Origin of the sequence: Arenibacter flavimaris (genome assembly GCF_030291335.1) — a bacterium.
Lineage (GTDB): Bacteria > Bacteroidota > Bacteroidia > Flavobacteriales > Flavobacteriaceae > Arenibacter.
In genome coordinates, this window is sequence record NZ_JASWIM010000002.1 from 171,692 (window position 1) to 186,723 (window position 15,032).

Here is a 15,032-nt window from a genome sequence, read left to right on the forward strand (position 1 = left end):
CCGCCCGTGCCGGGTGAGGTGAATACAAATTAACAAAAGTTTAAAGGTCTTTATCTTTTTTATGAACCTAAGTTGTTTTTTCTTTATCCGATATTGGGGTAAAAGCAGCACTTAAGTTTATTAGTGAAACTCAATTTTAAGAAGTCGGTAAGACGCACTTAAAATTGCAAGTTGAACTAATCCCGCCCTTTTCGGCGGGATCCAGGTCCACTACCTCGATTTTGGGGTCGATCCTATTATTAGTGAAACTCAATTTTGGGAAGTCGGTAAGACGCACTTAAAATTGCAAGTTGAACTAATCCCGCCTTTTTCGGCGGGATCTAGGTTCAATACCTTTTATTTCTTTGAAGTGGTTTAAATTTTATGGATTGAGGCGATTTTTTAGCCAATTTGTAAAGTTAAAAACACTTCTTTGAGAAAAATAGGATAGTTGACGCTTAATTTATCTAATTTTAAATAAAAAAATGCAAAATAGAATTCTCTTCCTGCTTTTCTTCTTATGTGTCGCTATCTCCTATTCCCAAGATGATGATCGCCAGTATTTAAGGGGGCAGGTACTGTATAGAAATGTGAACGTTCCCAATGAGAATGTTATTAATGTTACCACGGAAAGGGCTACGATCACCAATGAAAAGGGAGAGTTCGGGATCATGGTAAAAGAGGGCGACCAATTGGTGTTTACGGCCATTAATTACCAGATGATGGTAGTGGATATTACCAGTGAAATTCTGGAAAAGAATAGGTTGGTAGTAGAGGTTACCGAAAAGGTGACCGAATTGGACGAGGTAGTGGTAACCCCTGAAAATCAGGAGAAATTTCTTCAGGCCCAAAACAAGGAATTCCTGGAAAAGGAATACGAATACGAAACGGACCGTTTAACGGAGGTGGAAAATATAGCCATGTCCAATGCGGACAAGGGGATGAAGGACGGACTTAATTTTGTGAATATTTTTAAGGCCTTGATGTTGGCTGCCAAAGGGAATAATACCGAAGTGGAGCGCGAGCCCTTAAAGGTAAGTGAGGTGCTGCGGCAGGTATATGATGACGAATTTTTTGTGCTGGATCTTAAATTGCCACAGGATAAAATAGACGACTTTCTGTTGTATTGCGATGCCCAATTGCCGGAAAGATCCCTGTTGCAAAAGCGCAATGAATTTCAGCTCATAGATTTTTTGGTCACCCATAGCAAGACCTATCTGGAACAAATGGAGTAGGCAGTTGTCAGTGAACAATGAACAGCAAACAGTGGCAGTTGGCAGTTAAAGGGGGGAGGAGTCATTTTGAACGGAAGAGAGAAACCGAAGGTTCACGAATATCTGTAAAATAGAAAGGTCATGAGCTAAATTACATAAGTGGCTATAACCAAGGTATGCAACTTTATTCCGGATCGCTATAGGGAGCCTGAAAAAAGGGCAGCTGTTGAAGTGATGGAAAAAGGACCAACGTTATTTCGAGGGGAATGCCGGTAGGCATTTTGTATAGAGAACAGGATTTGTCCGGGGTACCTAATTTTTAAACAGTTTTATTGTACTATGTAGTATAAAGCCACCTATTTGCCAGATGGCAGGTTTAAAGATCAATATTCAAAGTCTAACATCTAATATCCAGCATCTCAATTCCAAATAGATTGAGTTGGGAAAATAATCTACCATAAACAGAAAGTAGTGCGCATTGTTCCGATATATTTGGTTTTTATCTTCTACAGTGTATTTGCCCAGTCGCTAATGGCACAGAATCTTTCCAGGACCTTGGAAGGAAAGGTGTATAGCGACGATGGGGATGTGGCTGCCACCCATGTACTCAACACCACCACCAAAAAAGCCGCCATTACGGATATCAACGGATTTTTCTCCATTGTTGCAAACCTAAACGATACCCTGGTTTTTTCCGCGGTACAATATAAGCGCAAAGAGATTGTAGTGAATGTAAGTATCCTGGAGAGTAAATTTTTATCCGTTCCCTTGGAGGAATCCAATATTGCCCTGGACGAGGTTATTGTTATGCCCTATAACCTTACGGGGGAGTTGGGCAGGGATATGAACAATATGGATGTGGGACCTGTAATTTCTGCCACCAGTTTGGGACTGCCCAATGCCCATGTAAAGCCTTTGATGCAGAGCGAAAGACTGCTCAGGGAAGCATCCATGGGTCCCTTTTCCATAGGCATGCTAACGAGTATCCCCTTTAATCCTATGATCAATGCCATAACCGGTCGCACCAAAATGTTGAAGAAACGCGTGGCACGGGATATTAAGTACAACAAATCCCAACAATTGCGCACCCAATTCGCCGATAGTCTATATGTACTGCAACTTAAGATCCCCTTGGAAAAAATAAACGATTTCCTGTATTTCTGTGAGGTCGATTCCAATTTTAACCCTGTGGTGGACAGCAAGGATTTATTCGCCATTTGGGAATTTATTAAACAAAAAAGCGTCATCTATAGGAAGAATAATGGGATGGAGTGAGGAACGATGGCGGATTGACAATAAACAGTTGTCATTGAGCAGTGAACAGTGACAGTTGGCAGTTAAAAGGGGGAGGAGTCATTTTGAACGGAAGTGGGAAACCGAAGGTTCACGAATATCTGTAAAAAAGAAACGTCATGAGCTAAATCACACAAGTGGCTATAACCAAGTGTGACCAATTGTTGTGTTTATGAAAAAAAGGGATTAATTTAATCAATCGTGTTTTTTTTTTGATAAATAGTTTTTATTACTAGGAGCAATTTAGTAAAACCAATGATTAAATTATTTCCAGGGCTTCAATAATTCTTAACGGCCATGCCATCTCCACAACGGAAGAAGAACGATCTAAACATAGACCTTGATGGGAATGCCAAAGGTTTTTAATAACGGAAAATGACTTATCCCCACATGAAGGTTGACGGAACGAAAGGACCGGCCTATTTTCAATTTCGTCTTAAATCAAGTGGTTTTCACATTGGAAGGTGGAAGGCCTGCCTTCCGGTAGGCAGGCGTCCATAGAGCATTTCACCCAAGTGAAAGCGGCCTGGACGCCGGGGCAGTGGAAAGTGCGTAGATTTAAAGAAATTTAAAATCAGCCTAGCGTTTTTTGGTTCGTTTTTTGGGCGATGCAAAAAATGAACAGGACACAAACTTTAGATAGTAAATTATATTTTTTTGTAATTCACACACAACTTTTGGGATTGATCCGTCATTGCTTATTTTTGACGGATAAATAAAGACATGCAATTAATTAAGAAGACCTTTTTAATACTACTGATACCGCTCTTGGCATTCACAGTGGCCCATAAATTCTACATCAGTGTAACCAGTGTTGAATACTCCGATAAGGACAGGGCACTGCAGATTACCACTAGGGTATTTATAGACGATTTTGAAAAAGTGTTACAGGAAAGGTACGGCATTCAGGGCAATTTGGCCACCAAGGACGAGTCGCCCCAAGTCAATGAATTTATAGGAAAATATTTAAAGGCCAAGTTTTCCCTTGAGGTAAACGGCCAGAATGTTACCTATGATGTTTTGGGTAAAAAATATGATAACGATATTATGATCCTTTACTTGGAAGTCCCCAAAATTGATTTCAACTCCATTAGCACTATTTCCGTGCAGAACGAAGTATTGATGGATATGTTTATGGAGCAGAAGAATGTGGTCCATTTTAAACTCGGGAACCAAAAAAAGAGTTTTGTCCTTATCCGCGAGAATAATAAAGGAATGTTAAACTTAAAGTAATTAATAACAATGTATCATATAATTGTTAAATTCCCGCGCTAAAAAAATAATTCAAATATGAATAGAATGAAACATGTTTTTGCTTCGCTATTGTTCCTTTGTGCGGCCGTGTCCGTAGCCCAGGAAGAAGTAAAGAATGAACGGGAGCCCGGGCATCTTAATCAGAATAAATTTAAGCAACTTTATGAAGAATTTGCTACCCCAAACACGTATAGGTCAGCTTCCGGGGCACCGGGGCCGGATTATTATCAGCAACAGGCAGATTATAAGATGGATATTGAGCTCGATGATAAGAATGCCAAAATTTATGGATCCGAAACCATAACCTATACCAATAATTCGCCGGATGACCTTTCGTTTTTATGGCTGCAATTGGATCAGAACGTACGATCCAAAACTTCTAAATCGCCCATGCGCGATAGTCAGGGCGTACCCGTGGCCGAGCCCGTGGCCAGTTTTGCCAGTAAATATATGACAGAGCCTTTTGATGGAGGCTTCAATATAGAATATGTTAGGGATGCCAATGGAAAGGCCTTGCCATATACCATTAACCAGACCATGATGCGGATAGATCTTCCCGAGGTTTTAAAAAGTAAGGGGCAGGTTTCTTTTTCCATAAAGTGGTGGTACAATATTCCGGACCATACGGTTAATAGGGCGCGCTCTGGTTATGAGTATTTCCCAAAGGATGGCAATAGGGCTTATGTTATTGCCCAGTTTTTCCCTAGAATGGCAGTCTATAGCGATATAGAAGGCTGGCAGAACCATCAGTTCTGGGGCAGCGGGGAGTTTGCCCTTCCTTTTGGCAATTACGAGGTAAATATTACCGTTCCTGCAGATCATATTCTGGATGGTACCGGAGAGCTTCAGAACAGGAAGGAAGTATTCTCCAAGGAAATGATGCGTAGATATGAAAAGGCTAAAAAAACCTATGACAAGCCTGTAATTATTGTGAGTCAGGCCGAAGCCGAAGAAGCCGAAAAAGGATTTTCGGAGAAAAAGAAAACTTGGAAGCTGAAGGCAGAAAATGTAAGGGATTTTGGTTTTGCTACCTCCCGTAAATTTATTTACGATATGCAGGCAGTGAAAATAGGCGATAGGGATGTTATGGCCATTTCCATGTATCCCAAGGAAGGCAATCCGCTATGGGAGGAGTATTCCACTAAAGCGGTGGCCCATACCTTGCGCTCCTATTCCAATCATACTTTTGATTACCCCTATCCCAAGGCAATATCGGTCCACGCCAAGAACCAGGGAATGGAGTACCCCATGATCTGTTGGAACTACGGTAGGCCCAATGAAGACGGTACCTACTCCGATAGGGTGAAATACGGGATGATTTCCGTAATTATCCATGAAGTGGGTCACAACTTTTTCCCGATGATCGTTAATTCGGATGAACGCCAGTGGGGTTGGATGGATGAAGGTTTGGATACTTTTATGCAATACATGGCAGAGCAGGAATTTGGGGAAGCCTATCCTGAGGCCATTGCCCCCAATAGCAAATATCCATCGGGAAGGGGAGAGCCTTCCAAGATAATACCTTATATGTCCGGGGATCAAAGTACCATTGCACCCATTATGTCCAACCCGGAGAATGTTTATCAATTGGGTAACAATGCCTATGCAAAACCTGCTACCGCTTTAAATATTCTTAGGGAAACCGTAATGGGAAGGGAGCTCTTTGATCATGCCTTTAAAACCTACGCACAACGTTGGATGTTTAAGCATCCGTCCCCGGAGGACTTTTTTAGGACCATGGAAGATGCTTCGGCCGTAGATTTGGATTGGTATTGGAGAGGCTGGTTCTATACTACAGATTATGTGGATATTGGGGTAAAGGGAGTTAAAAAATATTATGTTTCCAACAAGCCTTCCAAACAAATGAGGGAAATTATGGCGGCAAGGAATATTAAGGAAGAGGATTTACCTCCCTTGGTGTATTTGGAGGAAGAAGAATCGGAAGATGCCGATGCCAAATTAAAAGGGAAGGCACCATCGGAAAATTCCAAAACTTTAAAGGAGTTTATGATGGACAATCTGTCCGTGGCCGAGAGAAATGCCATAGAGGAACCCAAATATTTCTATGAAGTTACCTTTAACAAGCCAGGTGGCATTCCAATGCCTCTGATCGTAGAGTATACCTACGCGGATGGTTCCAAGGAAAATGTTACCTACCCACCGGAAATATGGAGAAAAAATGACCAAGAAGTTAAAAGGGTCGTTGCCTCTACCAAGGAACTGATAGGAATTGTGGTAGACCCTAAGGCAGAAACTGCCGATATAGACACCACCAATAATTCATGGCCTACCAAAGAGGTTAAATCCGACTTTGAAATCTTTAAGGAGAATATCAAAGGGAAATAATTTGTTTGATTTTGTCCAAAACTGGCAGCAAATCTAAGACTGCTGCCCAAATTTAATTAAAGCCCCGATACCGGATTGCCTAACGGCCAAGCGGGTATCGGGGCTTGGTTTATGTACGGTATTCTTCCGCGGGACTACCCATAGGGAGCGCCTTTCATTCTCGGAATTAAAAGGTATGAGGTTTAGTGTCAGTGTTTTAAATGTTGGTTTTGGCATTATTTTATAAGCTTATAATGCCCTGAAAAAAGTTAACCATATTTTTTATGCAGCTGTCAAACTTCTCATTATATTTGTGTTATGTTAAGTACGATAATTCTATTTATTAGCGGAGGTGAAATCTTTTTTATCATGTTTATCGTGGTAATGGTTTTTGGCGCCGACAAAATTCCTGGTATAGCCAAGGGATTGGGGAAGGGCATGCGACAACTGAAGGATGCCACGGAGGATATCAAGAAAGAGATACAGAAAAGTGCCGAGAAGCAGGGTATAGATACCAGCTTTACAGAGGACATCAAGAACGAAATCAATAAAGTGAAGCAGAACGTTGATGAGGTAACCGGCGTTGTAAAAAGAAAGTAATATGCTGGACCAACTGTTACAGTGGGACCGGGATGCATTTATTTATCTAAACAGTTTGGGCATCGAAAATTTTGATGTCTTTTGGTCTTATGTAACCGATTTTGCTACTTGGACTCCCTTATTTGTTCTGTTTGTAGTTCTTATTTTTAGGGCATACCCTAAAAAGGAAGCCTTTTGGGTTTTGGGAACCGTTTTCCTCACCCTGACCGTGGTGCTAATATGCACGGGTGTTGTTAAGGAATGGGTTGCCAGGCTAAGGCCAAACAATACGGAGGAAATCAACACCCTGATCCGGATTCTTAAAAGTCCCAGTGGATATAGTTTTTTTTCGGGCCATTCTTCCAGTTCCTTTAGTATTACTACCAGTATCTTTCTATTTCTTAAGAATAAATGGAAGTGGTCTTGGGTCTTCTTTATCTGGCCAATTTTATTTGCTTTGAGTCGCATTTATGTTGGCGTACATTATCCTTTGGATTTGATCGTTGGTTCTTTAGTGGGAATTCTTTTCGCCATCTTTTTCTACCGTTTGTACCCTAAAGTTAGAGGTGCAGAGTAAAGTGTTTGGTCCCCTCCCTATCCCTCCCCCAAGGGGAGGGAATGTAATTTGCAACTCGACTTGAATGTGCTGCTCTAGGAAGTATTCCCCCTCCTTGGGAGGGGGTTTAGGGGGAGGACTTTCAAAGTTGGCCCATACTTAAAAAGGATCAGGAACAATTGTTGTGTTTATGAAAAAAAGGGATTAATTTGATCAGTCGTTTTTTTTTTTTTGATAAATAGTTTTTATTAATAGGAGCAATTTTGTAAAACCAATGTTTAAATTATTTCCAAGGCTTCAATAATTCTTAACGGCCATGCCACCTCCACGACGGAAGAAGAACGACCTAACCATAGATCTTGAGGGCAATGCCAAAGGTTTTTAATAATGGAAAATGACTTATCCCCACATGAAGGTTGACGGAACGAAAGGACCGGCCTATTTTCAATTTACTTAAGTGGTTATTATTGCCTGCCTTCGGCAGACAGGTTTTTTAATAGGTTTTCGTGAATCTTCGATTTCGTCTTAAATCAAGTGGTTTCCACATTGGAAGGCGGAAGGCGTCCATAGAGCATTTCACCCAAGTGAAAGCGGCCTGGACGCCGGGGCTGTGGAAATTGCGTAGATTTAAAGAAATTTAAAATCAGCTTGGCCATGGCTACAGCTGGCTCCTCCTAACCAAGGTACACCGTACCTTGGTTATTCGGCCCTGGTCGTTTTTTATTCATGGGCTGGTCTATTGATTTTTAATGGTATTCATGAATGCTGCGCATTTGGGCGATGCAAAAAATGAACAGGACACAAACTTGAGATAGTAAACTATATCTTTTTGTAATTCACACACAACTTTTAGGATTGATCCCTTAAAATTCTTTCTAAGTTTAATTATATCCTATGTTTCTGTAATGATAGGTAGGGTGTAGTAAAGTGTTTGGTCCCCTCCCTATCCCTCCCCCAAGGGGAGGGAATGTAATATGCAACTTGACTTGAATGTGCTGCTCTAGGTAGTATTCCCCCTCCTTGGGAGGGGGTTTAGGGGGAGGACTTTCAAAGTTGGCCCATACTTAAAAAGGATCAGGAACAATTGTTGTGTTTATGAAAAAAAGGGATTAATTTGATCAGTCGTTTTTTTTTTGATAAATAGTTTTTATTAATAGGAGCAATTTTGTAAAACCAATGTTTAAATTATTTCCAAGGCTTCAATAATTCTTAACGGCCATGCCATCTCCACGACGGAAGAAGAACGACCTAACCATAGATCTTGAGGGCAATGCCAAAGGTTTTTAATAATGGAAAATGACTTATCCCCACATGAAGGTTGACGGAACGAAAGGACCGGCCTATTTTCAATTTCGTCTTAAATCAAGTGGTTTCCACATTGGAAGGCGGAAGGCGTCCATAGAGCATTTCACCCAAGTGAAAGCGGCCTGGACGCCGGGGCTGTGGAAATTGCGTAGATTTAAAGAAATTTAAAATCAGCCTAGCGTTTTTTGGTTCGTTTTTTGGGCGATGCAAAAAATGAACAGGACACAAACTTGAGATAGTAAACTATATCTTTTTGTAATTCACACACAACTTTTAGGATTGATCCCTTAAAATTCTTTCTAAGTTTAATTATATCCTATGTTTCTGTAATGATAGGTAGGGTGTAGTAAAGTGTTTGGTCCCTTCCCTATCCCTCCCCCAAGGGGAGGGAATGTAATTTGCAACTAGACTTGAATGTGCTGCTCTAGGTAGTATTCCCCCTCCTTGGGAGGGGGTTTAGGGGGAGGACTTTCAAAGTTGGCCCATACTTAAAAAGGATCAGGAACAATTGTTGTGTTTATGAAAAAAAGGGATTAATTTGATCAGTCGTGTTTTTTTGAGCAACAGTTTTAATTAATAGGAGCAATTTTGTAAAACCAATGTTTAAATTATTTCCAAGGCTTCAATAATTCTTAACGGCCATGCCATCTCCACGACGGAAGAAGAACGACCTAACCATAGATCTTGAGGGCAATGCCAAAGGTTTTTAATAATGGAAAATGACTTATCCCCACATGAAGGTTGACGGAACGAAAGGACCGGCCTATTTTCAATTTCGTCTTAAATCAAGTGGTTTCCACATTGGAAGGCGGAAGGCGTCCATAGAGCATTTCACCCAAGTGAAAGCGGCCTGGACGCCAGGGCTGTGGAAATTGCGTAGATTTAAAGAAATTTAAAATCAGCCTAGCGTTTTTTGGTTCGTTTTTTGGGCGATGCAAAAAATGAACAGGACACAAACTTGAGATAGTAAACTATATCTTTTTTAATTCACACACAACTTTTAGGATTGATCCCTTAAAAATCTTTCTACGTTTAATTATACCCTATGTTTCTGTAATGATAGGTAGGGTGTAGTAAAGTGTTTGGTCCCCTCCCTATCCCTCCCCCAAGGGTAGGGAATGTAATATGCAACTCGACTTGAATGTGCTGCTCTAGGAAGTATTCCCCCTCCTTGGGAGGGGGTTTAGGGGGAGGACTTTCAAAGTTGGCCCATACTTAAAAAGGATCAGGAACAATTGTTGTGTTTATGAAAAAAAGGGATTAATTTGATCAGTCGTTTTTTTTTTGATAAATAGTTTTTATTAATAGGAGCAATTTTGTAAAACCAATGTTTAAATTATTTCCAAGGCTTCAATAATTCTTAACGGCCATGCCATCTCCACGACGGAAGAAGAACGACCTAACCATAGATCTTGAGGGCAATGCCAAAGGTTTTTAATAATGGAAAATGACTTATCCCCACATGAAGGTTGACGGAACGAAAGGACCGGCCTATTTTCAATTTCGTCTTAAATCAAGTGGTTTCCACATTGGAAGGCGGAAGGCGTCCATAGAGCATTTCACCCAAGTGAAAGCGGCCTGGACGCCGGGGCTGTGGAAATTGCGTAGATTTAAAGAAATTTAAAATCAGCCTAGCGTTTTTTGGTTCGTTTTTTGGGCGATGCAAAAAATGAACAGGACACAAACTTGAGATAGTAAACTATATCTTTTTTAATTCACACACAACTTTTAGGATTGATCCCTTAAAATTCTTTCTAAGTTTAATTATATCCTATGTTTCTGTAATGATAGGTAGGGTGTAGTAAAGTGTTTGGTCCCCTTCCTATCCCTCCCCCAAGGGGAGGGAATGTAATTTGCAACTCGACTTGAATGTGCTGCTCTAGGAAGTATTCCCCCTCCTTGGGAGGGGGTTTAGGGGGAGGACTTTCAAAGTTGGCCCATACTTAAAAATCTTTCTAAGTTTAATTATATCCTTTGTTTCTGTAATGATAGGTAGGGTGTAGTAAAGTGTTTGGTCCCCTCCCTGGGAAGTGGAATAGGGGGAGGTGGCAACCCTTATAACACCCTACTAAGTGTTAGTCCGTCCCTAATTGGTAACAATACCGTTTCTACCCTGGGGTCGTCCCGCAACTTCTTATTGTAATCTACCAAAATTTTGGTTGCCCTGTCCTTGGGGTCCAAGGGCTCCACAACCTTCCCGGACCAGAGCACATTATCCGATAGAATTACGCTACCGGGACGACATTTTTTTATGGCGGCCTCATAGTAATGGTCATAACTAACTTTTTCGGCATCAATAAAAACCATGTCGAAAACCATGTTCAGCTGTGGTATTATTTTCAGGGCATCCCCTGTATGCTGTATTATTTGCGGCCCATAGCCACTCTCGTCAAAATACCGCCTCTGCATGGCGTGGAGTTCTTCATTGATATCAATGGTATGCAATGAACCTTCCTTATGCAAGCCTTCGGCAAGGCATATGGCAGAGTAACCCGTATAGGTGCCTATTTCCAATATGTTTTTTGGTTGGGTTATTTTGGATAAAAGGCTCAATACCCTACCTTGAAAATGCCCGGTGATCATCCTTGGCTGAATCACCTTCAAATGGGTCTCCCTAGTGAGTCTTTGGAGTAATTCGGGTTCCGATTGCGAATGGCCCGCTATATATTGTTCCAGTACGGAAGATAAAAAATGCATGATTATTACTTTGTATATTTAAGCCCTCAAATATAATGATCATGCAACAATTTACAGTAAGAACGGCCACTTTGGCCGATTTAAATATTCTATTGTCCTTTGAGCAGGAAATTATTCGTGCAGAAAGACCTTTTGACGAAACATTGGATGAAGATCCGATCAGCTATTATGACCTTAGGCAACTGATATTGTCCGATGAGGCCGAGGTAATGGTGGCGGAGCTCCACTCCAGGATCATTGGTTCCGGTTATGCTTTGATACGGGACGCAAAACCGTATTTAAACCATAAAAAATACAGTTATCTTGGATTTATGTATACCGAAAAGGACCAACGGGGCAAGGGGGTTAATAAGGCAATTATTGACGCCCTGATGCAATGGTCAAAATCCAAGGGTATCCAAGAGGTTAGACTTACGGTTTACAACGATAATGAACCTGCCATCAGGGCTTATGGAAAGGTAGGTTTTAAAAAGCATCTTCTGGAAATGAGGGTACATGTTGACTGACCAAAAATTGAATGTACCCATTACCACTTCTAACCGTAAATTGTATTTTTACATAAAATTTAGCATATGGAATTTAAAAATTCGTTAGTGTTTGCCCAACAATTGGATACTGTTGATCCTCTTAGAAAATATCGTGACGAATTCCATTTTCCCAAGGTAAAGGGCAAGGAGGTTATTTATTTTACTGGAAATTCCCTGGGATTACAGCCTAAACGCACACAAAAGTTTGTAGATGAAATAATGTGCGATTGGAAGGACTTGGCCGTGGAAGGTCATTTCCATGCAGAAAAGCCTTGGTGGGATTACCACGAGAGGTTGGCGGCTCCCTTGGCAAAAGTGGTTGGTGCCAAGACCTCGGAAGTATCTGTTATGAATACCCTTACCGTAAACCTTCACATGCTCATGGTCTCCTTTTACAGGCCTACCCAGAAGCGCTTTAAAATTATTTGTGAGGAAAAGGCATTTCCTTCAGATCAATATATGTTAAAGAGTCAGGTTGAATTTCACGGCTTTGATCCACATACCGCTATTGTGGAGGTTAAGAAAAGACCCGGGGAAAATTTTTGGCATACCCAGGATGTTATTGATAAAATTAATGAGGTAGGGGATGAACTGGCCCTTCTGCTTATAGGTGGGGTTAATTACTACAATGGGCAGGTCTTTAATATGGAAGCCATTACCAAGGCCGCCAAGGCACAGGGAGCATTCGTAGGATGGGATTTGGCCCATGCGGCAGGCAATGTTGCCCTAAACCTTCACGAGTGGGGTGTTGATTTTGCGGCCTGGTGCAGTTATAAATATATGAATAGTGGGCCTGGAAACGCTTCAGGGATTTTTGTAAACGAGAAATATCTAAATAACAACGAGATTCCAAGATTTGAAGGCTGGTGGGGAACAAAGAAAGAGACCAGGTTTTTGATGAAGCCCGAGTTCGAGCCTATGGAAAATGCGGATGCATGGCAGGTAAGCAATCCTCCCGTGCTGTCCCTGGCTCCTTACCTGGCTTCCCTGGAAATGTTCCAAGAGGTGGGAATGGAAACCCTGATTTCCAAAAGAAAGCTCATTGTGGCCTATTTGGAATTTATTCTCCAAGAGATAGATAAGGAGACCGATGGGTCTTTTGAGATTATCACTCCGGAGGACCGAGGCTGTCAACTCTCTGTGTTTTTGCACGGGCAGGGAAAGGAATTGTTCACTTTTCTAATGGAAAATGGAGTTGTTATAGATTGGCGTGAGCCCAATGTAATTAGACTGGCACCTGCACCTTTTTATTGTTCCTTTACGGATATGTACAACTTTGGCCAAATCCTGAAATCAGGAATCCAGGGCAAGGGCTAGGTTAACCTTCGCTGTCCCTACTATTTTTTTAATTGCTAAATTTCCGGCCTTAAACCTCCAAGCACTTTAATTGCAGAACCATTTATGAAGTCACTACGTCTTATTCTTTCCAACCCTAGATATTTTGGACCTTCATGGGTATTTGCCAGTATTAATATTTTGTTTGGTACTTGGGCCATTTATATCCCTACGGTCAAGGATCAATTGGACATCAATAAGGCCGATTTGGGTATCGCCCTATTCTTCCTGTCGCTGGGGGTGTTTATCGTCTTCCCTGTGGCGGCCAAAATAATTAATAGACTAGGGGTTGGTAGGGCAACATGGTACGGAATAATTTTCAGTAGTGTAGCGGCATTGTTCCCTTTGTTGGCGCCCAATTATTACTCTTTAATGGCAGGGCTTTTTTTATTGGGGGCCGGCAATGGCTTTACTGATATTGCCATGAATACCTTGGTCACGGAAATTGAAAAGGAAGATCGGCAAAATTTTATGTCGGCCTCGCATGGCTTTTTTAGCTTGGGCGGCGTCATTGCCGGTCTGGGCAGTTTTCTGATATTTAAGATCAATAATCCGGCATTACATATGCTCTATGCCGTTATTTTGGTACTGGTAGTAAATTTTATATTCCATAAACACTATAGTCATATTGTGGCCGCCCCGGTTGAAAAGGAACCGTTTAGTCTTAAACTTTTTAAGCCGCTCTTGGTCCTTGGAATTATTTCCTTTGTGGTAATGGGGGGAGAAGGGGCCATTGTGGATTGGAGCGGCTTGTTCTTAAAGGAAATAAGCATGGCACCGGAAACCTTGATAGGAACCGGGTTTTTGGCGTTTTCAGTGATGATGACCTTGGGAAGGTTTTTGGGAGATAGTATCAGTGCCGCTATTGGGCCCATTAAAATAGTGGCCTTGGGAGCAGCAATTGCTATTTTAGGTTTTGTTTTTGTCCTTACTACCTACACCTATATGGCCATTGTTGGATTTGCATTGACAGGACTTGGGTTTTCGGTAATTGTACCGGAGCTCTTTAGGATAGGCGGTACGGTCAAGGGGGTGGATTCTTCCCAGGGGGTATCCTTTATAGCCGGTACGGGCTATTCCGGTTTCTTGATCGGTCCGGTAGTGCTAGGGTTCGTGGCCGAGAGTTTTTCCCTCAAGTATACCTTTGTAATCTTGATGGTCTGCACTATTGTAGTACTTGGCGCCACTTTAAGGCTACATAAAAGAGGGAAATAATTGTTCCACTAAGTTTTACGGATTTTTGGAAGTGACTTTAATGTTGGTGAAATACAATTTAAAACTACCATCTTCATTCTGGTGCATCTCGGCAATTTTTAAGCCGTTGATATCCGCATAATTTTCCCAAGTCGTGATTAGGGAGGGTTCAGGCTGATTTGATCTTCTAAATACCCATTCCTTTATCATATAATCGTTGCCAAAATAAAAATCATAGGCGTCACCGGGTGTGTAACCTCCTTCGTTTCCATAAACAATGGTGAGTTTTTGCATCGGGTTTTTGCTGATAGGGGCGGGCACATCACTTTTGTGGTCGTAGGTGATGTTGTTTTTATCCCAGGCCAGATTAAAGGGAGCCATCAACCAATATTTGTCGTTAATAAAACCACCGTTTAATTTTGTTGCCGTACTGTCCATGGTATTGCGGTTATAAGAAATGGTATCTCCTTTGTTGATAGACACAATATCGTTGGTGACCGTATTCCACACCCAGCTGCGCTCGGAATGGCTGTCCGGGCGATCTACATTGAACGTAAAGGCTATTTCCTTTACATTACGGAATTGATCAAATCCGTGTGCATTGGCTATCTTGTCCAAAATGGAGAGTTCCATTTTTTGGGTGGCCACTTCGGTTTTTTTATCGGTTTTACAGCCGCCTAGGATTAGCGCAAGGCAAAAAGTGGCCAATACTGATTTTTTCATGTTTGGTTTTTATCAAAGATAATAGGTTTTTGGCAAAATCCTTATCGTTGG

The 15,032-nt window shown here is 41.5% G+C and carries 11 protein-coding genes; 9 read left to right on the top strand and 2 right to left on the bottom strand.

What is annotated here, in order from left to right:
- Positions 1–464: 464 nt before the first annotated feature.
- The 6 genes from QSE00_RS02800 (at position 465) to QSE00_RS02825 (ending at position 7,221) form a co-directional block, all read left to right on the top strand.
- Positions 465–1,214: a carboxypeptidase-like regulatory domain-containing protein gene (locus tag QSE00_RS02800; RefSeq protein WP_110356595.1), complete on the top strand. Its 750-nt coding sequence runs from the start codon at positions 465–467 to the stop codon at positions 1,212–1,214.
- A 510-nt stretch (positions 1,215–1,724) separates the two neighbouring features.
- Positions 1,725–2,468, top strand: a complete 744-nt coding sequence (locus tag QSE00_RS02805) for a carboxypeptidase-like regulatory domain-containing protein (RefSeq protein ID WP_286104802.1) — start codon at positions 1,725–1,727, stop codon at positions 2,466–2,468.
- A gap of 741 nt (positions 2,469–3,209) precedes the next feature.
- On the top strand, positions 3,210–3,719 hold the full coding sequence (locus QSE00_RS02810; protein WP_286104803.1) for a DUF6702 family protein: 510 nt from the start codon (positions 3,210–3,212) through the stop codon (positions 3,717–3,719).
- 57 nt (positions 3,720–3,776) lie between these two features.
- Positions 3,777–6,086: a M1 family metallopeptidase gene (locus QSE00_RS02815; RefSeq protein WP_286104804.1), complete on the top strand. Its 2,310-nt coding sequence runs from the start codon at positions 3,777–3,779 to the stop codon at positions 6,084–6,086.
- 297 nt (positions 6,087–6,383) lie between these two features.
- On the top strand, positions 6,384–6,665 hold the full coding sequence (locus QSE00_RS02820; RefSeq protein ID WP_110356599.1) for a Sec-independent protein translocase subunit TatA/TatB: 282 nt from the start codon (positions 6,384–6,386) through the stop codon (positions 6,663–6,665).
- A gap of 1 nt (position 6,666) precedes the next feature.
- Positions 6,667–7,221, top strand: a complete 555-nt coding sequence (locus QSE00_RS02825) for a phosphatase PAP2 family protein (protein ID WP_110356600.1) — start codon at positions 6,667–6,669, stop codon at positions 7,219–7,221.
- A gap of 3,339 nt (positions 7,222–10,560) precedes the next feature.
- Here QSE00_RS02825 and QSE00_RS02830 read toward each other — a convergent pair.
- Positions 10,561–11,202 (bottom strand): O-methyltransferase, encoded by a 642-nt coding sequence (locus QSE00_RS02830; RefSeq protein WP_110356601.1) that lies wholly within the window; start codon positions 11,200–11,202, stop codon positions 10,561–10,563.
- Between the two features lie 41 nt (positions 11,203–11,243).
- Between QSE00_RS02830 and QSE00_RS02835 the strand changes: the two genes are divergently transcribed.
- The 3 genes from QSE00_RS02835 to QSE00_RS02845 all read left to right on the top strand — a co-directional run bounded on the left by QSE00_RS02835 (position 11,244) and on the right by QSE00_RS02845 (position 14,279).
- Entirely contained in the window at positions 11,244–11,708 is a 465-nt protein-coding gene (locus QSE00_RS02835; RefSeq protein ID WP_286104805.1) for a GNAT family N-acetyltransferase, read from the top strand.
- Between the two features lie 66 nt (positions 11,709–11,774).
- The gene (gene kynU / locus QSE00_RS02840; protein WP_286104806.1) at positions 11,775–13,046 is read left to right on the top strand and encodes a kynureninase; all 1,272 of its coding nucleotides are present in this window, start codon (positions 11,775–11,777) and stop codon (positions 13,044–13,046) included.
- Between the two features lie 84 nt (positions 13,047–13,130).
- A complete protein-coding gene (locus QSE00_RS02845) occupies positions 13,131–14,279 on the top strand; it encodes an MFS transporter (RefSeq protein WP_286104808.1) in 1,149 nt (382 codons plus the stop codon).
- A 15-nt stretch (positions 14,280–14,294) separates the two neighbouring features.
- Here QSE00_RS02845 and QSE00_RS02850 read toward each other — a convergent pair whose 3' ends face one another.
- On the bottom strand, positions 14,295–14,981 hold the full coding sequence (locus QSE00_RS02850) for a hypothetical protein (RefSeq protein WP_110356605.1): 687 nt from the start codon (positions 14,979–14,981) through the stop codon (positions 14,295–14,297).
- Between the last annotated feature and the right edge of the window lie 51 nt (positions 14,982–15,032).